Origin of the sequence: Arthrobacter sp. Alg241-R88 (assembly GCF_900537115.1) — a bacterium.
GTDB lineage: Bacteria > Actinomycetota > Actinomycetes > Actinomycetales > Micrococcaceae > Arthrobacter.
Map to the genome: position 1 here is coordinate 704871 of NZ_UNRG01000002.1, position 22897 is coordinate 727767.

A 22897-nucleotide genomic window follows, 5' to 3' on the forward strand; every position below is an offset into this window, starting at 1 on the left:
GTCTTCGAGTGCCGCCAGGTGGAACATAGGCGCCATGAATCCCAGTAACTACGGACCTGTCGGTGAGGACGAGGGAATCCTGATCCGCTTCGATCAGGCCATGACTGCACGCACTGTCCTCGGGGCAGAATCAACAGCGGACAACTTCTCGGTTGTCGAACATTTGTTGGCTCCGAGAGAGCTTGCGGCACCTCTCCACATGCACAGCCGCGAGGATGAGTTCACCGTTGTTACCAAGGGGCGCATTGGTTTCCTCCTGGGTGAGGAGGTCTTTTACGCCGGCAGCGGTGAGGTTGTTCGGAAGCCCAGGAACCAGTGGCATACCTTCTGGAATGCCGGCGACGAACCGGCGCAGGTTCTGGAAATCATCTCACCCGCGGGTTTCGAACGGTACTTTCAGGAGATCAGCAGGTGTTTCCCCGAGGACGGTCCCCCGGATCTTGGCGCCATGGCAGAAGCCAATGTGAAGTACGGGCTGCAAATGGACTTCGACTCACTTCCAGTTTTGGTGGAGCGGTTCGATCTGGCCAGGCCGTTGGAAATGGACGGCATGCCGGGAATTGCTGACAGCTGACGGGGCTCTACACCCGAGGCCCTACCCCTCGCAACGGCTGCGATGGCAGGAGCATACTGAGACATGGCAGACCCTGATGATTTTCTGGCGTGGGTGAGGACGGCGCTGTATAACGCGGAACTGGCCATCCACAATGGCGACGCCGGTCCACGCCGGGCAATTTGGTCCGGCAATGAACCGGTGAGTGTCCTCGGTGCCTGGCGCAACGCCTTCGGCCAGCAGGAGCTCGACGAGTTGTTCACCGGCCTTGCCCGCCAGTTCTCAAACTGCACGTCGTACGAATTCGAGTTGCTGGCCTACGGCGTCGACGGTGACATGGCATATACCGCCGGCCTCGAACACACCTCGGCCTCGGTGGACGGCGAGCCGCGCAGCTACGTCCTGCGGGCCACCCAGATCTACCGCCGCGAAGACGGCGAGTGGAAAGTCGCACACCGCCACGGCGACACCGTTACTGGCTAAAGGCGGTGAATAGTCGCGGAACAGGGCCATGAAGGCGGCGCTCACCACCATCTTGTCAGCGCCCAGCCGTTATTGGCGCCGTCCCCGCCGTCGCCATCCTTGCCGCAGCGCAGACAGCGTTTATACAGGCCCCCGTCTTCGGCATGTTCAACGTGCCAATGGTGACGGAGATTGAACTTGCACAGCAGAGCCTGGATCATGGCCAACTCCGATCTGAATCGCAGCGCCCTATGGTTCCAATATTGGCCTTCAGGCCACGGCAATAGAAGGGTCTAATGCACGCTCCCAGCTCGCCAGCAGAGGTTGCCCGGCTGCTGCCCCGTCACCCTAAAAGGCCTCTCTGGCGGGCCGAAAGACTTGTACGCGGTGAGACACGGCTGTTGTATTGAACGGCAACGTTGCCCACCATTGAAAGGTGGGAATGAAGGACAGGCGCCACCTGGTTGCGTTTGCGCTGTGCCTGCTAATCCCTCTTGGCGGTATGACGGGGTGCTCCTATGACTACCCGGAGCCCGAGCCCGTGAACACCGCAACAGCTGACCCCGCGCCAGCAACAGCGTCCCTCCCCCCATACAAAAGCAGGCAGGTACTGGAGCAGGAGGCCAGGAACTACGCTGAGCTGGAGCGGCTCCTCAGGACATCATCACCGGGACCAGTCCTCCTCTCCGATGTGGGGCCACTGGACGGACCCGCGAGGGGCTTTGGCTCCTTTGAGAAGGTGCCCGCGGCCGGACAGTACACAGTCACTGCGGCCTGTGTTGGTGCAGCAGGCGCGAAGGTCTTCGTTGGACAGGAGCATCCCGGGGCACCCTTTCGGCCGGTGGAGCTCGAGCTGGACTGCGCCGGGGCCACGTCGCAGGTCATCGCACTTCAACAGGGGTACGTTTTCGCGCATCTGTTCCTACCCAGCCCGGGCGATACACCGTGGACGGGGGCGGTTGGCGGTGTGCGTGTGAGCGGGACCGGGTGACCTTCAGTGCATCCCCGGGCTGATCCTGCCGCTGCCCCAGGCGGAGGCGCTACCGCCTACAGGCGGAGGCGCTACCGCCTACAGGCCGCGCAGGAAAGCCAAGCCTCTGGCGGCCAACTCGTCCTGGCTCGGGGCCAGCGGCCGCCAGATGGAAGCCGCAACGGCAATCGCGGCATTATCCGCAGTGAAGCTTTCAATGTTCAACGGTCCGCTGTAGCCCACCTCGTCCAAGGCCAGCAGTAGGCCTTCCCAGTCGGTCTGGTCCCCGCCCGGGGCGCCGCGGTCATTCCCGGAGACCTGCACGTGCACCACGTGTTCTCCGGCCGCCCGAACCGCGGCAGCGAGCGAACGCTCCTCGATGTGAAGGTGGTAGCTGTCCAGGGCAAGGCCGATGCCCTCGCCAAGCAACGGCTCCAGGGCCTCGAGCGCCTGGTCCACAGTGTTGATCAGGGACGTTTCATACCGATTCAGCGGTTCGATGCCCAGGACTACACCCGCTTCCCGTGCCCGCGCCGCCACGGGTTGCAGATTTTGGCGCAGCTCGGCGTAGGCCTCCCGCCGCTGCCCCGCCGACAACCGCCAGACCCGCCCCGTTTGGGCGTAGAAGGGACCGCACACAGTGGGCGAACCGATACTGTCCGCCATGCTGATGCAGGCCATCAGGTAGGCCTGCGTCCTCTCCACGGACGCCGGGGCCGCGGACACGAGGTCCCGCCCCGGCGCCATGGCACCGACAAGAAACGGCGTCAGCCCCGTGGACTCCAGGGCTTCGCGCACCGCGGCGGCGCTGAAGTCCCCGGGGTTCTCCAGCGGGAGTTCGACGGCGTCAAACCCCAGGGCGGCGATCCTCGCCAAGTGTCCGCCCAGGTTGGCATCGGTCAGGGGAGACTCCCAGACCCAGGTGCTGATCCCGATGGAACGCTTCACGCCGCTCCCTCCAATGCCACTCCCTTCCTCGCTGCCCGCAACGGGACAGTGTCAGGGTATCTGCCGCTGCTGCCAAACCTGCGGGTAGCCGGGGAGGTCTTCTCCGCCGAACTTGGCGTAGTGGCCGCCGGGCATCCCCTGGTTGCGCTCCAGCCAGGAATCCAGCTCGTCCGCGAGGATGGGCTTCTGCGGGAGGATCCATTCGGCCGGGACTTGCTCACCTTTGAAGATTTTTTCCACGGCCAGCAGCGGGGTCCGCCACTGGAAGTTGGAGTAGACAGGGGCCATGGCATCGATGCCGGTTTCCTTCCACTTGGTCAGGAAGCTCATTTCATCCTCACCGGTCATCACCGGAAGGTCCTTGCCGGCATCCTCAAAAGCCTCAAGGGCAGCCACAGCACCGTCCCCGGCGTCCATCCACACACCCCTGACGTCGCCGGTGGCCAGTTCATCGGAAATGATTTTCTTGATCTCGGTGGGATCCGCCCCGGTGAAGTAGTCCTTGGCCTCGATTCCCTTCTCCTCAAAAATCTTCTTCGCCGCCGCCCAGCGGTGTTCCAGCACGTCCACGCCGGGAAGGATGCGGAGGGCCACCACCTTGTCACCGGACTGCAGCTTGTCGGTCAGGAACGTGGCGGTGTCAATGCCCCAGGCAAAGCCGCCGATCGGGTGGATGAACGTGGTGGCGCAGTCCGTTTCCACTCCGCGGTCAAAAACAACCACCGGCTTGCCGGTCTCGCAGGCGCGTTCCACGGCCTGGGTCAGGGCCGCCGTCGAGTTGGGCGAGATGACGAACGCATCGCAGTTTCCCTCGTCGATGAAGTAGTCAATGTCCGCGATCTGCGTGTTGTCGTTGTCCTTGGCGTCCCGGGTTTCCATCTCGGAGATGACCCCCGAGTCCTGCAGGACCTTGAGCTGCTGGTTCATGGTGATCCAGCCGGTCTGGCGCCACGGGTTCGAGATGGACGCGTTGGCGAAGCAGACCTTCTTTGCCCCCGTTGAGGCGAACTTCGCGGTGTCCGTCATGTCACCGGCAATGTACTGCAGGTACGGCTGCTCCGCGTTCCCTTCGAAGGTCGCTGAGCGTTGCTCAAACTGGTCATCGTACAGCTTCTGGTCAAACCAGTCCTGGCTCGCCGGAGTGGTTGCCGCGGGCGAGCCCGTACCCGGCGCCGTCGTTTCGGTAACCGACGGATCCGTGGTGGTACAGGCGGTCAGCACCACCAGCGGCAACGCCGCCCCAAGCGCGACAGCGCGGATAGAGTGTTTGCGCATCAGACTCGATCTCCTCCTTGTTCGGTGCCCTCGCGGGGCATGGGTGCTGCGCTTAGCCGGTGCCGTTCGTCATGGGCAGCGGATGTGGCTCCCTTGCGTTTTCGCTGCCATGATTTGGACGCTGCTGCCACAGCGATAATGATGATGACGCCCTGGACCGTGTCCCGCCACGTGGCCTGGACGCCCATGAAGTTCAGGAGGGTGAACAGCGCCTCGAGGGCAAACGCGCCTGCTGCCGCAGACAGGACCCAGCCGCGTCCGCCTCCCAGCACCACGCCACCGAGGACGACGGCGGTGATCGCCGTGAACTCGTAACCGCGCCCCACCGACGGGTGGACTCCGGCATAGCCCACGAGCAGGATGCCTGCCACGGTGGCCGACAGTGACGAGATGATGAACGCCCGCGTCCGCACCCACCAGACGCGGGAGCCGGACAGTTCAGCAGCCCTCGGGTTGTCACCGACGGCGATGAGCATGCGGCCAAAAGGGCGGCGCATCAGAACGACCGCCAGGATGGCCACCGCCGTCAGGATAATCACCGGGTAGGGAATGATGTCCAGGACCGGGACGTCCTGGATTCCGCCCCGCCCTATCCGGCGGAAGCTGTCCGCCGGGTTTCCCTGGGCCGCGCCGCCGGTCCAGTAGAGGACCAGCCCGAGCAGGGCCAGCATCATGCCCAGCGTCACAATGAAGCTGGGCACCTTCAGCAGCGTTGTGATCAGTCCGTTCACCAGCCCGATGAAGGCGCCGAGCACAAACATAAGGATCAGGACCGGGATCACCCTGGAATCGTCCTGCCGGATGAGGTTGCCGGCAACGATGACCTGCATGGTCACCACTGATCCCATGGACAAGTCGAATTCGCCGCCCACAATGACGAAGTACTGGCCGACGGCGGCGATGGCGATCGGAGCTGTCCTGCCGATAAACCGGATGAAGGAGCCCGGCTCCCCGAAGGAGGGGTTCAGGGCGATGATGGCCGCCAGGAGGCCGATCAACAGGATGAAAACGGCGCCGCCGGGGGTCCGCAAAGCCCGCAGGAGCCGCTGGGAACGGCTGGCCCGGTTTTGCCGGAGGACCGCGCTGCGCCCGGAGGTTACGGTGCTCATGGCCCCTCCACCGGTGCAGCCTGCGCGGCAGGTGCTTCCGCGGAGCCCTTCGAACTGAACCGCTCCGGTCTGTTGACGATCCTGCGGCGGGCATACACCGCGACTGCGACGACGATCACCACGCCCCTGACTACGTCCTTGAGGAAGGGGTTGATCTGCATAACGGACATGATGTTGTCCAGCATGGCGAAGATGAGGACGCCACCCAGGGTTCCGGTGATGGTTCCTTTGCCGCCGGCAAGCAGGGTGCCGCCGAGGACCACGGCGGCGATGGAGAGCAGGTCGTAGCCGCCCTGGGATCCTACCGTCGGGCTGCCCACACCCAACCGGCTGGCGAGGAGCAGCCCAGCCATTCCTGCCAGCAGGGAACAGATCACGTGGGCGGTGATGACAGGCAAATCGATGCGGATTCCAGAGGTGCGGGCCACGGAAATGTCACCGCCGACGGCGTAGAGGTGGTGGCCCATCCGGGTGCGGTGGAGGAGCAGCATGGCCAGGCCCGCACAGGCCAGCATAATAATTGTCGAGATGGGAACTGGTCCCAGGCCGGTCGCCCCGATCAGCCGGAACGAGAGCGGGGTCTGCCCGGAGCTGCCCTTGAAATTGGTGGCGAGGTACCCGCTGATGATCAGGCCCATGCCCAACGTGGCGATGAACCCGTGCACATTGAGGCGGGCCACGATCAGCCCGTTCGCCAGGCCGATGATGGCCGCGGCGGCCAGCGTGAGCAGGACCCCGGGCAGGACGTTGCCCGGGTTGTTGGCCATCACTCCGGCAGCAATAAGGCTGGCCAGGCTGGCAACATAGGGGACAGAGAGGTCCAGGCTGCCGGCCAGGATGACCAGCGTCTGTCCGATCGCGATGAAACCAAGGACGCTGGTTCCGGTCAGGACGCTGGAGATATTGCCCTGGCTGAAGAAATTCCGCCCGATGGTGCTGACGAGAACGGCACCAACGATCAGGGTCAGCAGCGCCACCAGGTAGACGATCTGGGTGGAGGACAGGCGGTCGATGAAGCTGCCCCGTTTTTTCATGTTCCCCCTCCAGGTGCGGTCCTGGCGCCCGTCCCCAGCTGCAGGACGGCTTCCTCGGACGTTCCGGCCGGAAGTTCGCCGGCCAGGCGCCCGTCGCGCATGACCAGGATCCGGTCCGACATGCCGATGACCTCAGGCAATTCGCTGGAGACCATCAGGATGGCTTTGCCTTCGGCAGCCAGCTTGCGCATCAGCCGGTACACCGCCACTTTGGCTCCCACGTCGATGCCGCGGGTAGGTTCATCCAGCAGGACCAGGCGGGGGCGGATGGCCAGCCACTTCGCGAGGACCACTTTCTGCTGGTTCCCGCCGGAGAGGTACTGCACCTCCTGGTCCAGGTCCCGGGCCACGACTTCCAGGGAGGAAAACACGCCCGGGATCTCGGTTCGGGCCGCCCCTGCGCGGCGCGGGAAAACCGACCTGATCACGGTCAGTGCGTTGTTCAGGATGGACTGGTTCAGGCTCAGCCCCTCAGCCTTGCGGTCTTCCGTGATGAGGGCCATCCGCGCCCGGACCCCCTCCCGGGGCGACTTGGGCAGGACTTCCCGGCCTTCCACCTTCATGGTGCCCCGGGTAAAGGGGGCGGCGCCGAAAATGGCGTGCAGCAGCTCAGTCCGGCCGGAGCCCTGGAGGCCGGCAAGTCCCACAATCTCACCCGGCTGAACGTTGAAGCTGATCCCGTCCAGCTGGCCGTTTCCTGCCCCTTCCAGTTGCAGGATGGGAATTGCGGGTACGTCGGCACCGCTGTCCGTCCTTGGCAGTTTGTCCGGGAAGAATGCAGAAATGGGCCGGCCCACCATCAACCGGACGAGCCGTGTATCGTCGAGTTCCGAGGCGGGGCCGGTGCTGACCACGCGGCCGTCCTTCAGGACGGTGATGACGTCGCACAGGTCAAAGAGCTCCCGAAGCCGGTGGGAGACATAGAGGATGGCCGTTCCTCGTTCCCGGAGGCGGGACACGATCTGGTAGAGGAGCTCAACTTCGGCGCCGGCCAGTGCGGCGGTGGGTTCGTCCATGGAAACGATCCGCGCGTCATAGCTGACCGCCTTCGCAATCTCCACTACCTGCTGCTCAGCTACCGTCAGGGTCCGCACCTGCGCGGTGGGCCGGATGGCGGTGATCCCGAGCGACTCAAGCAGCTCCGCCGTCTTCGCGTTCATCAGCGCCTTGTTCACCAAGACTCCGCGGCGGGGCTCCCGGCCAAGGTAGATGTTCTCGGCCACCGTCCGGTCGGGAAGCAGATTGAACTCCTGGAATACCGATGACAGCCCGGCTTCGTGGGCCTTCGTGGGGTGGCTGAAGCTGACTTCCTCGCCGTCCAAAAGCACTCTTCCCGAGTCCGGCTGGTAAACCCCCGCGAGCACTTTCATCAGGGTGGACTTCCCGGCCCCGTTTTCGCCCACGAGCCCGTGGACCTGGCTCCGGTAAAGCGTAAGGTGGGCGTCTTCCAGCACGGGTATGCCGAAGAAACTTTTGGTCAGTCCACGGACTTCCAGGAGCGGCGGCGGGGCCGCCGAACCACGAGGGCGCCCATCGGGGATCGACGCCGCACCAGTCCGTTCGTGGTTCTCCATCGATCCGCCCACGCCTAACTGTTACAGGGGCGATTCCGTTCCGTCAAGGAAAATGATTGCTTACTACTACAGGGCGCGATCCGTCAGTTGTATTGAGGTCATGAACGGGTAACGGCAGTACCGCTGCAGTCACGTGTTAGTAACCCTTGGGAATCCTGACGGCCATTCACCCGGCCCTGTCCCTAAAATTGGCCATGGATTCGATTCCGGCGGTGATCCTCATTATCGGTGCCGCTTTCGCCTGGATTGGTTTGACGGTATTTGCCATCCTGAGGTTGCGCCGCCGTCGGAACGGGTCCTCACTGGTGGCATCGGCTCCCCCTCCTGTCGTGGCCGGCAGTAGCCGTCCGCACAGAGCATGGCGCCGTGTCCGGCCTCTAACAGGACAGAGCACGAGTCGACGCCGGCGGCGGCGGCCCGGGAAAATCCCCAGGTGATGGCTTCTGTCAGCTCCGGGTGGGATCAATAGACCTGCGGATAGCGACGATCCTGACGGCCACTCCCGTCAGGACAAGGCCGATTCCCAACGCCATGAGGAACCAAACAGGAACCGAAGCGGAATCGATGTTCCGATAGCACTCTGCCGCCAGTTCGGTAGTCCGCAGCTGCAGGTCAGCCATTTCAGCTGCACGGCTTTGCGGAAGCAGCGGGCTGCCACACAGCGGCCCCACTGTCTTCAAGCCGATAACGACACTAAGGATCTGGACGGCGAATCCCACAGCGATCGTCAAAATCCAGCCACGGCGTTGACCAAGGTCCCGATGGACGGCCTTGGTCGTATTTCCCGGAGAATCTCGAACCGCCATGCTTAGAGCATAGTGGGGACTGGAAGGCCGCTCACGTAATTCCGGCCCGCGCTACCGGTGAAAGGAAAGCGCGAGCGCCCATCCGCCGGCCACTCCAATGGCAAGGAGTACGGATACGAAGCCGATCGCCGGTTGGCTCGGCCAAGCCAGGGCGTCGCCATGCCGTAGCAGGGCAAGCCCCTGCAGAATGACGAAGGCAACGGAGGTCAGGGCCACGGGGCGGACGGTGCGAAGGTCACCGCTCATCTGGCCCTGCGCGGCCGCCCACCCAAGACCGACCAGCCATGCTCCGACCGCCCTGGCTGTGAGCTCGGACAGTGGCCACGGCCACCATGCCGCGGCGGGAATGGGTACTGCCAGGAGCGCCACGCCGTACAACAGCAGTATCCCGGCGATTCCCACCAGAAGCAGCCGCAACGCACGGGGCAGCACCGGCCATCCCGCGACTACGGACCTTGGGGCAGGACGCCGGGAGCGGATCTGTATCCAGCTGATGACAAGCATTGCCACGGGCACGATCGCATAGATTGCCAGCCATGCCCAGGTGGCTACTAGGGCAAGGGTGGAAGTGTCTGGCGACAGATGGAAACGGTCCAGATGAAGCAGGGTGACTCCGAGGGTCAATGCCGTGAAGACGAACACGGGCCAGACAGCCAGCCTCGCTGATTCCCAACTAGCTGAGCGGGCGCCCGCCACCTCCAGGCCCGCGGCGGACCAGTAGGCTGCGCCGAGGAAGACGGCGGTCATGGGCGGATTGACTGTCCACGCGAACCATTCCGCAGTCCGGAGCGGAAACACGAACAGCACCAGCCCGGCAAGGAACACCAGGAATGCAGCGAGGTAGAGCAGCCACCGCATCGGTGGAATCAAGGGGGTGGCCTCAGGTGAAGCGGACGTCACCGGGCTGCTCCTCTGGTGCGGCTGCCTCTCCAGGGTCAGGCGGCGGGACAGGCAGGGGGTTGTCGGCCAGGTAGCTGTGAAGCATCGAGACCACCGTGGCGCCGTCCCCCACTGCGGTAGCCACTCTTTTGATGGAACCGGCCCGCACGTCGCCGATCGCGAAAACGCCGGGCATGCTGGTTTCCAGCGCCAATGCCGGCCTGTCCGTCCTGACGGACCCGGCGTCACTGGCATCCCGGCTGGTGCCCGTGAGCAAAAAGCCTGCTGGGTCACGCTCTACGGTGTCGGGCAGCCAGGACGTCCGGGGCACCGAACCGATCAGCACGAACAAGCCGCCCGCTTCGATCTCCTCGCCCGGGGTCGCATCGGCGGCACCCGATGCGGACACCCTGACGGCGGCAAGGAATCCGTCCTGGTCACGGGCCCCCACGATCATGGTGCTGTAGCGGACCGCAATGTTCCGGGTAGCCTCAAGTTGGGAGATGAGGTACTCCGACATACTGACTGAAAGTGTGGGTCCACGCACCAGCAGGGTCACCTTCTTCGCGTACTTCGCAAGGTGCAGAACCGCCTGTCCGGCCGAGTTGCCGCCACCCACCACACAGACGTGCTTTCCGGCCATCGACGGCGCTTCGGAGACTGTAGCCCCGTAGAAGACGCCTCTGCCCACCAGATCCTCCAGTTGAGGAATGCCGAGGCGACGGTAGTCCACGCCGGTGGCCACTACAACTGCACGGCACCGTACGACAGTGCCATCGGAAATCGACACAGCGTACACTGCTCCATCCACACCGAGCCCCTCCACCTTCCGCAGGAACAGGAAGTCCGTGCCCAAAGTCCAGGCCTGGTGAAATGAGCGGTAGGCCAGATGGGCACCGCTCACACCGCGGGAGAAGCCGGGGTAGTTGCGGATCAACGAGCTGGTTCCGGCCTGGCCTCCCACAGCCTCTCCCTCCACCACCATGGTGGACAGGCCCTCGGAGGAGGCATATACGGCGGTCGCGAGACCGGAGGGGCCGGCTCCCACCACCACCACATCGAAGATCTTGTCCGCCGGTGGTGGTCGCGTCACCCCCATTGCTTCGGCAATCTCCAGGTCACTGGGGTTCTCGAGGACAATTGGTGGAGCCGTGAACTCCAGCACCAGGACCGGCAGCACGGGGTCGCGCAGGTTCACGCTCTCCAACGTCCGTTCCGCCAGTTCGGACCCCGCAGGGTAGAAACCCACCGGGATGTGGTTCCGGCTCAGGGAGTCGCGCAGCGTATGCGTTCTTTCATCGCCTACCTCCCCGATCAGCCGGACCGCCTCGAACCCAAGCCCCTGGGCCAGGTGCCAGTCGTCGAGGGCGTCGGTAATCGCCCCATGGAATTCCTCGTCGCGCGATCGTTCGGGACGGATGATCACCAATTCGGCGTAGCCCTGTCCGATCGCCCGGAATACAGTGGGGGCGCTGGCGAAATCACCCCATGTCACTACAACACCACGCTTGGCGGCCGGGTGAAAGCCATAGGCACGCCGGAGGAAATCGAGCCCACCGCGGTCAGCCGGTCCGTAGCATCCGAGTATGAGGGCGACCGGGCGGTTCCAGCGCCGAAGCCCCTCAAGCACCGCCCGCCCGTGGGCGTGGTCGGCACAGGCCACCACCTCGTAGTCGGCGCCGTAGCGACGACGTAACTCGTCTTCAAGGATGCGCCGAGAGGCTGAGTCTCTGGTAGCTATCAGCATGATCGGAACCGAGTGATCCATGGCTGCCGCCGTCTCTCCGGTTCAATGGTTGGGTGGCGCTCACGATACTCGCGCCGGGACGATGGGGACAAGGGGTGCCGCTGCCTCCGGGAAGCTCCTTAGCCACCGGGAGCGAAGTCCCATCGCCGCCGGTTGTCCCTCCGATTCTGTCATTCCTCGGGCGCGGAGATTCAGCCAGAATAGCTCCCGACGGCGGGCAACCGGGATCCCCAGAGCAGAACCGGAGCGATGGAAATGGAGGACGCCATGGAGAATCGTCCTATTCCGGGAATCAGCCTCGTCGCCGCACCCAGTGGAACAGGGTGTCTGGAATGCCTCAGCGGTGACGGCCCGGGGTGGTGGCTACACCTTCGCCGCTGCGCCCAATGCGGCCACATCGGTTGCTGCGATTCATCACCCTCGCAGCATGCCACTGCCCACGCCCGCACCGTCGGTCACCCCGTCATGAGGTCCTTTGAACCTGGGGAGGACTGGTTCTACGAACACACCACGAAGAAATTCTTCCGCGGCCCGCGGCTTCCGGATCCGCAGTCCAGACCGCCGGAGCAGCCCGCACCTGCACCCGCAGACAAGGTACCGGCAGACTGGCAAGAGCGCATTCACCGGTAACTGCGGATCCAGAACCAACCGCTTTACCGCCTGCTACTGACCCAGGAGCCGGCATTGGCTAAGATCAAGGCTCGACGCTCACTCGACCCGGGCCCGGTGTCCGTTCGGCCGATAGGGCTCCCGGCGAGCAGAGAGGCCAGCCGTGGACTTCATCCAGTCCGCTGAAGATCAGCTCAACCCCTTTCCCCACTACGAACGAATGCGGGAAACCGCCCCTGTCCATTACGACGAACAATCCGGAAGTTGGCACGTCTTCCGATACGACGACGTCCAGCGGGCACTGTCCGAATATGCAACATTTTCGTCGCGCGTGGCCGGGGACGATGCATCGGGGACCGGCCAACTGTTCGCCGCGAGCCTGATTGCCACCGATCCCCCAAGGCACCGGCAGCTACGATCCCTGGTGACCCAGGCATTCACGCCCAAAGCCGTGGACGCGCTGGCTCCCCGTATCGGCGCGCTCACTGACGAACTTTTGGAGGGAATCGCGGACCGCGGCAGCGCAGACCTGATCAAGGAATTGGCGTACCCGCTGCCGGTCATAGTGATCGCCGAACTCATGGGTATCCCCGCGGAGGACCGTGAGCGCTTCAAACAGTGGTCCGACGTGATTGTCAGCCAGACGCGGACCGATTCGACCAGTGAGAACCACTCCGGCACAAACATGGAGATGACGGAGTACTTCCTGGCCCTGATCGACCAACGCAGGCGCCAGCCAGGCCAAGACCTGATCAGCACCCTGCTGGCAGCGGAGATTGACGGCCAAAAACTTACGGTGCCCGAGCTGCTCGGTTTTTGCGCTCTACTGCTCGTCGCCGGCAATGAGACCACCACCAATCTGATCGGCAACGCGGTTTTGTGCCTGGCTGAGTACCCCGGCACCATGGACCGCCTGCTGAGGGAACCCGCCCTGCTTCCCCAGGCCATCGAGGAAGTGCTGCGCTTTCGATCGCCGGTCCAGTCCATGTACAGGGTGACGGTCACGGAGACTGTCTTGGGAGACGAACTGATTCCGGCCGGCGCACCGATCGTGGCTTGGATCGGCTCCGCGAACCGCGACGAGCGACAGTTCCAGCGGCCTGGGGAGTTCGACGTGGACCGCGGCCAGAACCGGCATCTGGCGTTCGGCCACGGCATCCACTTTTGCCTTGGCGCCCCGCTGGCCCGGCTCGAAGCAAGGATCGCGCTGGGTGCCCTACTGTCCCGTTTGCCCGGGCTTTCTCTGGATCAGGGAGCCCACCTGGAACGAATGCAAAGCACCATCATCTATGGGCTGAAGGCGCTCCCGGTAAGTTGGCAGAGGGCCTGACCGCCTACCTCAAGATCGACGCAAAAAATCCCAAAGGTGGATAAACACCCTTCCGTCTTGTTCTCCGGGCTCCATAGAGTGTCCCCCACAGGGCAGCAAACATCCACGTCGGGGGGACGTAAGAACATGAGCAGCATTCCGCCCACAGCAACGGATGCACGTATCGAGGACGCTCCTGTTCCTGCTCCGCCCACGAAACCCTTGGTAAAGCCGCGTGCAGTACAACAGACTTCCATTGCCAGAAGACGGGAACATGAGGTCCAACGAGTAATTCGCGACCTCGCCACCCTTGCAACCAATCAGGCGGCACGAAGCGCCCGTGCCTAAAATGCTCTTATGCCTACACGTGTTCATGAATTTGCCTGGCCCGATCGGGTCGTCGTTGGAACCATCGGCGTTCCGGGATCGCGCACGTTCTACCTGCAGGTACGCACAGGTCAGCAAATTGTAAGCATCGCCCTGGAGAAGCAGCAGTCGGCCCAACTCGCCGAGAAAATTGACGAAATCCTCGATCAGCTCATGACCCTCGAGGGCAACCCTTTCAGCGTTCCCACAGGTACCCCCATTGAACTCGTCGACAATGACCAGCTCGAGACAGTTCAGGAGCAGTTTCGAACCGGCGCCCTGAGCCTGGGTTGGGACCCGACGACGGCGCAGGTGGTCATCGAGGCATACCCGCTCGCGGACGTTGATGCCGAAGACGACGGGTCATTTGAGGAGGACGGCGCTGAAGTGCCCGAAATGCTGTTGGTGCGGATGCCGGTCGGTACCGCGCGCGCCTTCGCCAAGCGCACCCGTGAGGTTGTCGGCGCCGGGCGTCCCGCATGCCCACTCTGCGGTTACCCGGTGGACCCAGACGGACACGTCTGCACTCTTCCCGAGGTCTGATGCCGGCGCCCGACCTGCTGACTGCCGAGCTGACGCTCACTGGCCGCATCACGACGGCGTCGAACGCTACATTCCTGGGCAGCATCGGTGACACGACGGTCGTCTATAAACCAATAGCCGGGGAGAAGCCGCTGTGGGACTTTCCCGACGGCTTCCTTGCCCACCGGGAGGTTGCCGCCTACCTGGTCTCTGAGGTCCTTGGCTGGAACGTGGTGCCACGAACCTGGTTGCGCGATGGTCCGTTCGGCATCGGAATGGTGCAGCTCTGGCAGGAGACAGACCCCGGCCAGAACGCGGTGGACCTTGTGGCAACGGACGACGTCCCGGAAAGTGGTTGGAAACACGTCCTTGAGGGTCAGGATGAGGAAGGACGGATGGTCGCCCTCGTCCACGAGGACACGCCGGCACTGAGACGCATGGCGGTGTTCGACGTCGTCGTGAACAACGCCGACCGCAAAGGCGCACACATCCTTGCCATGACGGACGGGCACCGCCACGGCGTGGACCATGGACTCACCTTTCACCGTGACCCCAAGCTGCGCACGGTGCTGTGGGGGTGGCTGGGAGACGCTCTGACCGTTGAGGAACTTGAGGGCATCGACCGTGTCAGCGAAGGGCTGGACGGTGAGCTGGGCCGAAGCCTGACGGACCTGCTCTCCGCCCAAGAAATTGCGTCGGCCGCCGTGCGCTGCGCCCGGTTGCGCCACGTGGGTCGGTTCCCTGCTCCGAGCGGTGAAATGTCGGCGGTGCCCTGGCCGCTGTTCTGAGGCTCCATCTGCATCAGGGCGGGAATCGAGTACTACAGTGGATGTATGGCTCCCGGCCGCAATCCGCTCGACGACCTGCGCGAAACTATCGGCCATCTGGCCGATCAGCTTAAGCTGCCCGGTTCGGAGCGCGTCGACGACCTGGTCGGCGATCTCATCGGTGTGAGGCCCGGGCCGGCCCGGCCGCTGTCCGAGGTGCGGGCCGAGCTTGACGCGCTGGTCGGACTGGAGACCGTGAAGGAACAGGTGCGTGGCCTCGTGGCACTGCTCCAGGTCCAGGCCCGCCGCAAGGCGCACGGCCTGCCGGAGGTGGCCACATCACAGCATCTGGTGTTCCTCGGAAACCCGGGCACGGGTAAGACCACCGTGGCGCGGCTCCTGGCCGAGATGTACCGCGCGGTCGGACTGCTGCAGAAGGGCCACCTGGTCGAGGTCGACCGTTCGGGACTGGTGGGGCAGTACGTCGGCGCGACCGCCATCAAGACGGACCGGGTGATCCGGCGTGCGCTGGATGGCGTCCTGTTCATCGACGAGGCCTACGCGCTGGCCCCGGAGGACGGCAGGATGGACTTCGGTCCCGAGGCGATCGAAGTCCTGCTCAAGCGGATGGAGGACCACCGCCACCGCCTGGTTGTGATCGTGGCCGGGTACCCGCGGCTGATGGAGTCCTTCTTGCTCTCGAACCCCGGACTGCGCTCCCGGTTCGCCCGCGAGATCACGTTCCCCGACTACTCCGTCGACGCACTCCAGGCGATCTTCCACCAGATGCTGGCCCAGCACGAGTACACGCTGGAGCCGGGTGCCGACCAGATGCTGCACCGCATTTTCACCGGGCTCCACGCCGGCGAGGACTCCGGCAACGCACGGTTCGCCCGCACGCTGTTCGAGCAGGCGCTCAACCGCCAGGCGCTGCGGCTGTCGCTCAACGAGGAACAAAGTCTCGACGCGCTCGATCGTGAGGCCGTCATGATGCTCACCGCGGACGACATCGTCCAGGCCGCGCTGGCCTTGGGCGAGCAGCCGGAGCCGGAACCGGAACCGACGCCGGAACCGGAGCAGCCACGCTGGTGGCGCTGGCTGGCCTGACCGGATCCACTGCGGCTGGAGGGCAAATGCACCTACCGCCCAGTGCAGAGAAAGGTCCACGGCCCTTATAAACCGGAACGCAAATGAGGCGGTCAACGTAAGTCGACCGCCTCAGTTTTTTGCGCTTCTTAGCCTGAAAACCTGTGAGGCGTTGATCTACTTGGAAGGACTTTCAGCAACGGATGGGCGGAGTCCCGCGGGGGCGCTCGTCTGCGAACTGCGTCAGGCAGCCAGTCAAGTTGGAAGTTGATCTGTGCCCGTTCCCGGGAGACCGCCTTGGCGACCGCACACGTCGAGCCGAGGCGCCCATCGACCTCCACGCGGTCTTTGCGGAGTGGATCACCGGCGTAGTTTCGACCAGTCCAGAGGAAGGGGGGGGTTCCTAAACTACTACCCCTTGGGGGAAGAGCCCGGCCAGGGTCCGATCGGATTCCTCCTGTGCCGCGACGTCGAAGGCTCCGCCTGTGACGAGCAACTCGTCAGCTCCAGAGTTCGCGAGCAGGTGCTGAACCTGGGACCGCACCTCGGAGGCCGTGCCGTAGAGCGACGTGCACAAGCTCGCTTCGACTGCTTCCTTTTCCCGAAGAGTCAACGCGGCCCACTCCGTTGGACCAACGGGTGCCAAGGCAGCGAATTCGCCGGTGGTCCTGGAGCGGGCGAGCGCGACGGCTTCGGGCAGAAGCAGTTCCCTGGCCGCCTGGCAGGTGGCGGCCACTGCTACGTTGGCGGAAACCAGGATAAAGGGCTCCTCGAACCAGCGTGATGGACGGAACTGCGAGCGATACCTTTCCAGCGCCGGGAGTGTGCCGTTCTGATCCGTCCGGAACACGGCTGGCCCGCCCAGCACCACAGCCAGGCCGGCACGGGCTGCAATATCGATTCCCGAACCGGTGGCCAGCACGAATACCGGTGTCGCCGAATCGTTCCGCGGCCGGGCAGTGATGGACGCGGCACCGGACAGGTAAGCAAGCAGCTGGGCCAACTGGTCTTCAAACCGCTCCGCGTCCTGTTTCCCGGCACGCAGCGCATTCCGGACCGCCGGGGTGAAACCGACAGACCGACCAACGCCCAAGTCGATCCGCCCGGGATGCAGAGCCTCCAGCGTGGCCGCCTGTTCGGCCACCACGAGTGGTTGGTGGTTGGGAAGCATGATGCCCCCTGAACCGACCCGGATGGAGTGCGTCCGGGCAGCAAGGGCGGCCATCAGCACGGCCGGAACGGAACCGGCAATGCCTGGCACCGCGTGGTGCTCTGCGACCCAAAAGCGGTGGTAACCCCATTTCTCGGCGCGCTGAGCCCGTTCCAGCACCCGGTCCAGGGCGTCCGTATCAGGAAACCCGTCCCGGGCGTTGGCACGGTCGAGAATAGAAATCCGGGGAAGGGGAAGGGCCATACTGCTGGAACCACTCCGGGCGAGCAAGAATTCCGCTGCGAAACGCGGGTACGGAATCCGGGTCCGACACTGTCCAACCTAAGGCGAGGGCCGCTCCCCGGGGCTCAGGCGTCATCACGACTTCTCCCGGCGATGCGTTGCTCCTCTCTAGAGACCAGGCCACCAAGTGGTCGTACTCCTGGCGCTCCTCCATGTCCTCTGGAAGGGAACTTGCGACCATAAAAGCAATGCAGGCGTCAGTAGGCTGTGGCAGTGCTCGCCTGTGTTGGGGTTTCTATTAAGCCAGCCTCCATGGCCGCAGCCAACTGTATACCTCTGGGTTCATTCCTCAGATGCCCTCTCCGGCGCATCAGCCGTGTCTCGCTTCCGTGACTTGAACAAGCCAGCAACTTTTCCACTCGCCGCGCCGGTGGCACCGGCCAGAGCACCGCCGAGCCCCTTGACTGCAGCAAGCGCCTGCGGTTCGTCTGGGATCCCGTCGCCGTCAACGTCCACGGCACGGAACGGGCGGGACACGACAGCGGCGGCGCTTGCTACCCCTGATCCCACAGCGGAGGCACCGGTCACAACTCCTTCTCCAATTTGTGACCAACGCCCACCACTCCATCAGGAGACGTTTCCGCGACGTCCTTGGCCATGGTCGCAATTTGCTCCTGGCTAACGCGATCATTGGTAAGCCCGTATACCAGAGCATGAGCCTGGTTTTGGTCGAGGTCCATCCCAGCACGTCGGCGAGGGCCAGCCCGAAAATTGCCGTGATCTCGAATTGAAGTTGCTTGCCAGCGGCATAGACTATGGATCCCAGCAGTCCTAAGAATGCCCCACTCGAAGTTCGAGAGGGGCATTCTTAGGATATTTAACAACTTTTCAAGTTATTAGTAGTACGTGTAGATTGCCAGGCCACTTGGTCCCGAGGACCATTCCCCTCCCATGCGTTTAGGCGGGGCCATGGGCTCGGTCGAGTCTTCCCGTAGTCAAACTAGTTGGTCCTTTTTACACCGAGATTCTTCCCGAATAGTCCCTATTGGAGCGCATGTGCCTCAGGCAGCGGCAGCCCGGGCAACAAAGCCACAATGCGGGATGGTGTCCCGAACCCCTGCCTTGGTTGCTTGCTTACCGGATCTCAGAGCAAGCCAACCTTCTTTAGAGCAGGCAGTTCCTGTTCATCCATGACTGTGTGCCCGTTCTCAATGCTCTTGAGGCGAACTGTCCCGTTGGTCACTGCGTCCATGTGGAAAGTTGAGATGGTTCGGCACTGGGGACAATGCCGTACTACGACGAAGGGCCGCATCAAGTGCCACTTACCGTCGGGGTCGAGTATGTAAGGCTGTCGCTTTCGATGTCATTTGGACTGCACCTGATCCGTTTGGGATTTTACAACCCAATGGTCACCAATCCATTTCCCGGTAGGACACCCGTGGCCTCCCGGGCGAACGTGTCCCATGATGTTGCAGTCACGTGTCTCAACGGCATATCTGCCAGAAATCCCGCTGCCTGAGTCAGTGTCCGAAGGGGTCAGTTCATTGCCAACTTGGTCGCTTCGGCAAGATCTGCGGCCTCTACCCGCCGGTTGTGCGATTCATCATTTCTACGGGTGCTGAGCCGTACACGGGCCACCTCTACATCAGCCGTACGGAACATGCGGATGATGTCAGCGAGGCCGGCTTGGGTCGATGCTGCCGCAAAGTGCTTTGCAGTGGTTTCCTGAAGTACAGCCACCCAATCCCCCATCCCGGGGCCGGATCCGCCCTCAAGTTTCCGGCGGATACCTTCTACCACTTTCACTTCTTCCGGATGGCGAACGTAGGACCTTCCCTCATCGAAAAGCCTCGCCCAACACCGCCGAAGTACCAACCACGACGACACACAACTTTGATGAGCCGCTTCCCTGCAGGCCCTGCCAGATGACACTACGATTCGAGGTTGTGAACACCTTTACCCCCCTCGGAGAAGTTCGACGGTCCTGCCTCTCGTCTTGCTTGCCCTGATCGGCATCGGGGCCATCAGCGGCGCGGCCTTTGGACTCAAAGGCGGTCATAACATCAAGAGCGCCAACGAGGTGAGCGGAGGGCGGGGTATGGAGATTATGGGTCGGAACTGCGGTCGACCCCCAATCGGGCTGACTGCCCGTGTGACACGCTGCTCGCTCGCGCCAAGGTGTTGCCTTGCGGGTCAATCACGCTTCCGCCGGTTGACTTCACTTACAGCACTTGATTACAGTTATTTCAGTTAGCTTCGTTTGTTTCAGTTGGAGGTCAATATGTCGGAGATCCTTCCCGCTGACATCCAAGCTCTGCGTGACGCGCTGGACGCGTCGCCGGATGAGGTGAAGGTGACGCTCAACCTGACGCGTCGGAGCGCTGAGAAAGTGCTGGAACTGCTCGAGGCCGAGCACTCGACCGGAGCCGTTGTGCTCCCCGCCAAGGACCTCTTCACCAGCACCGAGGCCGCGACCATGCTCAGCATGTCTCGACCCACACTGATGAAGCTTGTCGATGCGGGCACGGTGGAGCATGTCCGCGTCGGAAGCCATCGGCGTATTCCGATGCGTGCGATCGCGAAGTATCAGCGAGAGCGCCAACTGGAGCACGAAGAGGCCGCTGCGGCACTTGAGGAGTTCCGCAGCAACATCTCGTTCGGCGATGCGCAATGAGCGCACGTTATGGCACGGATGACTGGTCCTGCGAAGATGAAACCGACGACTGGGTCGACGCAGATCAAGCCGATGACCGGGTCGGGGAATCGCGCGGAAGCTGCGTTCCCGACGAAGGGCATGTTGTGACCGGGGTTGTGGCGTACGTCCACCACGAGGAAATCGGCATCGATCTCGGCCTCGGTTTCGGGATGCATGGGCGCATCCCATTGGACGAGCTGCCCCCGAGATCGAGGGGAAGCCGCGCCAGGCCGTGTCCGTGGGTGACGAGATCGAGGCGCTCGTCGTCGACTCTCGGTACGGGATGGAGCCGATCCTCTCTGTCGCACTGCTTCAGGAGACACTCGCTTTGTCGAAGTACCCGGCCGAGGATGGCACAACCACCGGCACCCCTCATCAACGCACCCCTGGAAGGGGCGCTCGACACGGTCGACCGTCAGGGCTCCTACAGTCACACAAGTCTGATCCCAAAGCTCCGGACATTCAGAAACATGGAGAACGTATAGTGCTCAATGCGCTCGAGTACCAGCTCATCGACCCCGTCGAGTTCCTCCAGCCGAACCGACGGCTGTTCATCGACACCAACGTCTTCATGGACACAGACGCGCGCCGCGCTGGTGGGCTAAAGCGTCTCTTCGAGCGCGGGCAGAGTGCGATCATCGCGAATGGAAACCCTGTCGTCGTACCGACGAAGGTCGTTGGCGAACTCACGAAGCAGAGCCGGATCCACCCCTCCGGGGAGACTATGGAGCGCGCCGAGGCGATCAAGAAGGCCGGTGCTACGCTGACCTTCCTTGAAAGCGCGAGCAAAGCCGGGCTCGTGCGTAAGGACCTCGGTGATGACACCAACCCCTACGCTGACGACCTCTTTCTGAAGCTCTTCGAGCGATTTGCCGGCACTTATGAGATGTGCCTGCTCACCCATGACATCACCATCAAGCTGCGGATTCGCCTCCTCGCGCACCGGCTCGCCAAGCGCCTTCTCGTCGGGGTCCTCACAAAGGATGGCGATCTCGAGGTCGAGTCCGACGAATCGCTCTTCGAGCGCGGGTTCCGCAAGTACAAGCGCCACGCAACCTGCATTGCGGAGGGAAGCGGCAGCTTCAAGGACGAGTCCGAGGTCGCGGTGCTAAAGCCGCTTCTGGACGACTTTGGCAAGGCGTTCGGTTTAAAGGAGCCCGCGACCAACCTGGGTCCGAGGGCGGTGAAGTCGCCGTCATCGCCGGAACCGCGACGCTCGGCCGTTGCATCGACACCGACCAACTCGTTCTCTGCGCAGGCAAGGCTCAAGCCCAGCGACACGCCAGTGGCCTTCTCTGCACTCCCTAAGCAGGGAGACCACGTCACGTGGGCATCCGCGGACCGGAGCGGCTCGCTCGTGCTGGGCGCGCTGCTTGGCGAAGGCGGCGAGGGGACCGTATACGACGCCGATCTAAGCACAGTGGTCAAGATCTTCGATAAGGACCACCTCACGCGACACCGCAAAGAAAAGATCGAACTGCTTGTCGATCGAAACCTCCGCGCGAAGGGCCTCTGCATCCCCTCCGCGGTTGTCCGCAACGGTAACGGCGAGTTCGTTGGATACGTGATGCCGAAGGCCAGCGGGCGCGAGTTTCAACGTACGGTCTTCAACAAGCGAAAGTTCGAGCGCGAGTTTCCAAGCTGGAAGAAGGCCGACCTCGTTGACATCTGCATCTCGTTCCTGGAGAAGGTTCAGTACCTGCACTCCATGAACGTGATCCTCGGCGACATCAACCCCAAGAACCTCATGGTTGATGAGAAGAAGAACGTCTTCATCATCGACGCAGATTCCTGGCAGTTGGAGGGCTACCCCTGCCCTGTCGGGACGCCGATGTTCGCCTCACCCGCGATGCTCGGGAAGACCTATTCCGACGTTCTGCGGACGATGGAAGACGAGCTCTTCGCCGTCGCGACGATGCTGTTCATGATCGTCATGACCGGACAGTTCCCGTACATCCGAACGGGGACTGACGGCGACATGGTTCAACTGATCAAGGAGGGCAACTTCGCCTTCCAGTACGAGAACCGCAACAACAAGGACCAGCCGGACGGTGACTGGAAGTACATGTGGAGCCACATCCACAAGCCGGTGAAGGACCTCTTCTGGCACACCTTCCATCGCGAAGGCAAGCACTACAAGAAGCGTCCAACTGCCGCAGAGTGGCTCGAAGCCTTCAAGGCGTACAAGAGCTATCTGGGCAACAAGCGGATGAACTTCGACCCCATGTCGAACGATGTGTACCCGATCCGCAACAAGGCGTTCAAGCAGGACACCCCCATCCGGGACTGCCCCACCTGCGGACGTCAGAACGCAATCGCTGGCATCTGGATCGACGACACCCAGGAGCACTCTCTCCCACGGCAATGCAACAAGTGCCGTGATCAGCAGCCAGGCCGAGCCGCTGCCGCTCCAACGATCACTGTGCCATGCCGCGATTGCAGCCGGCCCTTCCCGAAAAGCCAGCTGAAGTACGGTCGGTGCCCTTCCTGCGCGCAGAAGCACGACGAACGGCAGGCTCGCGCCAACACCCTCGACCCTTCTCGTCTCTGCGTCCGGTGCCAGAAGCCCTTCATCACATACGGAAACGTCGAGTGGCACCAGCGGAACGGTCGATCGGTCCCCACAACTCACAGGGCTGGCTCCGGCGGGCGCTACCCCGCCGGCTGCGTTCCAACACTGCCACGCACGCCCCGGACCGGCCCCACTGCCTCCACTACCAAGCCAAGCGCACAAACCCAGGTGGGCTTCTGGGCACGCCTCCGCAAGTGGTTCACAGGCAACTAGCAACAACA

20 protein-coding genes are annotated in these 22897 nt (G+C 63.2%); 9 read left to right on the plus strand and 11 right to left on the minus strand.

The window, feature by feature from the left end:
• The first annotated feature begins 34 nt into the window (after positions 1 to 34).
• Together G6R19_RS08095 and G6R19_RS08100 are read left to right on the plus strand one after the other, a co-directional pair.
• Positions 35 to 574: a cupin domain-containing protein gene (locus tag G6R19_RS08095; RefSeq protein WP_205484303.1), complete on the plus strand. Its 540-nt coding sequence runs from the start codon at positions 35 to 37 to the stop codon at positions 572 to 574.
• A gap of 63 nt (positions 575 to 637) precedes the next feature.
• On the plus strand, positions 638 to 1036 hold the full coding sequence (locus G6R19_RS08100) for a nuclear transport factor 2 family protein (RefSeq protein ID WP_163164017.1): 399 nt from the start codon (positions 638 to 640) through the stop codon (positions 1034 to 1036).
• 1048 nt (positions 1037 to 2084) lie between these two features.
• Here the strand turns inward: G6R19_RS08100 and G6R19_RS08105 are convergent.
• The 8 genes from G6R19_RS08105 to G6R19_RS08140 form a co-directional block, all read right to left on the minus strand.
• Positions 2085 to 2933: a sugar phosphate isomerase/epimerase family protein gene (locus G6R19_RS08105; protein WP_205484305.1), complete on the minus strand. Its 849-nt coding sequence runs from the start codon at positions 2931 to 2933 to the stop codon at positions 2085 to 2087.
• Positions 2934 to 2984: 51 nt separating this feature from the next.
• A complete protein-coding gene (locus G6R19_RS08110) occupies positions 2985 to 4208 on the minus strand; it encodes a substrate-binding domain-containing protein (RefSeq protein ID WP_163164018.1) in 1224 nt (407 codons plus the stop codon).
• The gene (locus G6R19_RS08115; RefSeq protein WP_163164019.1) at positions 4208 to 5317 is read right to left on the minus strand and encodes an ABC transporter permease; all 1110 of its coding nucleotides are present in this window, start codon (positions 5315 to 5317) and stop codon (positions 4208 to 4210) included. The genes G6R19_RS08110 and G6R19_RS08115 overlap by 1 nt, the downstream gene beginning before the upstream one ends.
• Complete coding sequence (locus tag G6R19_RS08120; protein ID WP_163164020.1) at positions 5314 to 6351, minus strand: ABC transporter permease; 1038 nt, start codon at positions 6349 to 6351, stop codon at positions 5314 to 5316. Before G6R19_RS08120 ends, G6R19_RS08115 begins: the two co-directional genes overlap by 4 nt.
• A complete protein-coding gene (locus G6R19_RS08125; protein WP_163164021.1) occupies positions 6348 to 7925 on the minus strand; it encodes a sugar ABC transporter ATP-binding protein in 1578 nt (525 codons plus the stop codon). Before G6R19_RS08125 ends, G6R19_RS08120 begins: the two co-directional genes overlap by 4 nt.
• A gap of 446 nt (positions 7926 to 8371) precedes the next feature.
• Positions 8372 to 8731: a hypothetical protein gene (locus G6R19_RS08130; protein WP_163164022.1), complete on the minus strand. Its 360-nt coding sequence runs from the start codon at positions 8729 to 8731 to the stop codon at positions 8372 to 8374.
• Positions 8732 to 8782: 51 nt separating this feature from the next.
• The gene (locus G6R19_RS08135) at positions 8783 to 9631 is read right to left on the minus strand and encodes a hypothetical protein (protein WP_240341797.1); all 849 of its coding nucleotides are present in this window, start codon (positions 9629 to 9631) and stop codon (positions 8783 to 8785) included.
• The gene (locus G6R19_RS08140; protein ID WP_163164023.1) at positions 9612 to 11378 is read right to left on the minus strand and encodes an FAD-dependent oxidoreductase; all 1767 of its coding nucleotides are present in this window, start codon (positions 11376 to 11378) and stop codon (positions 9612 to 9614) included. Before G6R19_RS08140 ends, G6R19_RS08135 begins: the two co-directional genes overlap by 20 nt.
• Before the next feature lie 246 nt (positions 11379 to 11624).
• Here G6R19_RS08140 and G6R19_RS08145 point away from each other — a divergent pair, with 246 nt between their 5' ends.
• The 5 genes from G6R19_RS08145 to G6R19_RS08165 all read left to right on the plus strand — a co-directional run bounded on the left by G6R19_RS08145 (position 11625) and on the right by G6R19_RS08165 (position 16037).
• Positions 11625 to 11987 (plus strand): UBP-type zinc finger domain-containing protein, encoded by a 363-nt coding sequence (locus G6R19_RS08145; RefSeq protein WP_163164024.1) that lies wholly within the window; start codon positions 11625 to 11627, stop codon positions 11985 to 11987.
• Positions 11988 to 12129: 142 nt separating this feature from the next.
• Entirely contained in the window at positions 12130 to 13296 is a 1167-nt protein-coding gene (locus G6R19_RS08150; protein ID WP_205484307.1) for a cytochrome P450, read from the plus strand.
• 336 nt (positions 13297 to 13632) lie between these two features.
• On the plus strand, positions 13633 to 14184 hold the full coding sequence (locus tag G6R19_RS08155) for a DUF3090 domain-containing protein (protein ID WP_163164025.1): 552 nt from the start codon (positions 13633 to 13635) through the stop codon (positions 14182 to 14184).
• The gene (locus tag G6R19_RS08160; protein WP_163164026.1) at positions 14184 to 14951 is read left to right on the plus strand and encodes an SCO1664 family protein; all 768 of its coding nucleotides are present in this window, start codon (positions 14184 to 14186) and stop codon (positions 14949 to 14951) included. Before G6R19_RS08155 ends, G6R19_RS08160 begins: the two co-directional genes overlap by 1 nt.
• Before the next feature lie 45 nt (positions 14952 to 14996).
• A complete protein-coding gene (locus G6R19_RS08165) occupies positions 14997 to 16037 on the plus strand; it encodes an AAA family ATPase (protein WP_163164027.1) in 1041 nt (346 codons plus the stop codon).
• Between the two features lie 382 nt (positions 16038 to 16419).
• Here the strand turns inward: G6R19_RS08165 and G6R19_RS08170 are convergent, their stop codons facing one another.
• The 3 genes from G6R19_RS08170 to G6R19_RS08180 form a co-directional block, all read right to left on the minus strand.
• The gene (locus tag G6R19_RS08170; protein ID WP_163164028.1) at positions 16420 to 17430 is read right to left on the minus strand and encodes an MsnO8 family LLM class oxidoreductase; all 1011 of its coding nucleotides are present in this window, start codon (positions 17428 to 17430) and stop codon (positions 16420 to 16422) included.
• A 321-nt stretch (positions 17431 to 17751) separates the two neighbouring features.
• A complete protein-coding gene (locus G6R19_RS20225; RefSeq protein WP_205484309.1) occupies positions 17752 to 17997 on the minus strand; it encodes a hypothetical protein in 246 nt (81 codons plus the stop codon).
• Between the two features lie 948 nt (positions 17998 to 18945).
• On the minus strand, positions 18946 to 19209 hold the full coding sequence (locus tag G6R19_RS08180; RefSeq protein ID WP_163164029.1) for a hypothetical protein: 264 nt from the start codon (positions 19207 to 19209) through the stop codon (positions 18946 to 18948).
• A gap of 481 nt (positions 19210 to 19690) precedes the next feature.
• Here G6R19_RS08180 and G6R19_RS08185 point away from each other — a divergent pair, with 481 nt between their 5' ends.
• Together G6R19_RS08185 and G6R19_RS08190 are read left to right on the plus strand one after the other, a co-directional pair.
• Positions 19691 to 20083: a helix-turn-helix domain-containing protein gene (locus tag G6R19_RS08185; RefSeq protein ID WP_163164030.1), complete on the plus strand. Its 393-nt coding sequence runs from the start codon at positions 19691 to 19693 to the stop codon at positions 20081 to 20083.
• 259 nt (positions 20084 to 20342) lie between these two features.
• Positions 20343 to 22889, plus strand: a complete 2547-nt coding sequence (locus G6R19_RS08190) for a hypothetical protein (RefSeq protein ID WP_163164031.1) — start codon at positions 20343 to 20345, stop codon at positions 22887 to 22889.
• Positions 22890 to 22897: the final 8 nt, after the last annotated feature.

Excerpts from the sequence above, each read along its gene's own strand:
- G6R19_RS08125 (WP_163164021.1), bottom strand. The coding sequence starts at position 7,925 with ATGGAGAACCACGAACGGACTGGTGCGGCGTCGATCCCCGATGGGCGC.
- G6R19_RS08115 (WP_163164019.1), bottom strand. The coding sequence starts at position 5,317 with ATGAGCACCGTAACCTCCGGGCGCAGCGCGGTCCTCCGGCAAAACCGG.
- G6R19_RS08160 (WP_163164026.1), top strand. The coding sequence starts at position 14,184 with ATGCCGGCGCCCGACCTGCTGACTGCCGAGCTGACGCTCACTGGCCGC.
- G6R19_RS08165 (WP_163164027.1), top strand. The coding sequence starts at position 14,997 with ATGGCTCCCGGCCGCAATCCGCTCGACGACCTGCGCGAAACTATCGGC.
- G6R19_RS08130 (WP_163164022.1), bottom strand. The coding sequence starts at position 8,731 with ATGGCGGTTCGAGATTCTCCGGGAAATACGACCAAGGCCGTCCATCGG.
- G6R19_RS08100 (WP_163164017.1), top strand. The coding sequence starts at position 638 with ATGGCAGACCCTGATGATTTTCTGGCGTGGGTGAGGACGGCGCTGTAT.
- G6R19_RS08185 (WP_163164030.1), top strand. The coding sequence starts at position 19,691 with ATGTCGGAGATCCTTCCCGCTGACATCCAAGCTCTGCGTGACGCGCTG.
- G6R19_RS08170 (WP_163164028.1), bottom strand. The coding sequence starts at position 17,430 with ATGGCCCTTCCCCTTCCCCGGATTTCTATTCTCGACCGTGCCAACGCC.
- G6R19_RS08120 (WP_163164020.1), bottom strand. The coding sequence starts at position 6,351 with ATGAAAAAACGGGGCAGCTTCATCGACCGCCTGTCCTCCACCCAGATC.
- G6R19_RS08095 (WP_205484303.1), top strand. The coding sequence starts at position 35 with ATGAATCCCAGTAACTACGGACCTGTCGGTGAGGACGAGGGAATCCTG.
- G6R19_RS08155 (WP_163164025.1), top strand. The coding sequence starts at position 13,633 with ATGCCTACACGTGTTCATGAATTTGCCTGGCCCGATCGGGTCGTCGTT.
- G6R19_RS08145 (WP_163164024.1), top strand. The coding sequence starts at position 11,625 with ATGGAGAATCGTCCTATTCCGGGAATCAGCCTCGTCGCCGCACCCAGT.
- G6R19_RS08140 (WP_163164023.1), bottom strand. The coding sequence starts at position 11,378 with ATGGATCACTCGGTTCCGATCATGCTGATAGCTACCAGAGACTCAGCC.
- G6R19_RS08110 (WP_163164018.1), bottom strand. The coding sequence starts at position 4,208 with ATGCGCAAACACTCTATCCGCGCTGTCGCGCTTGGGGCGGCGTTGCCG.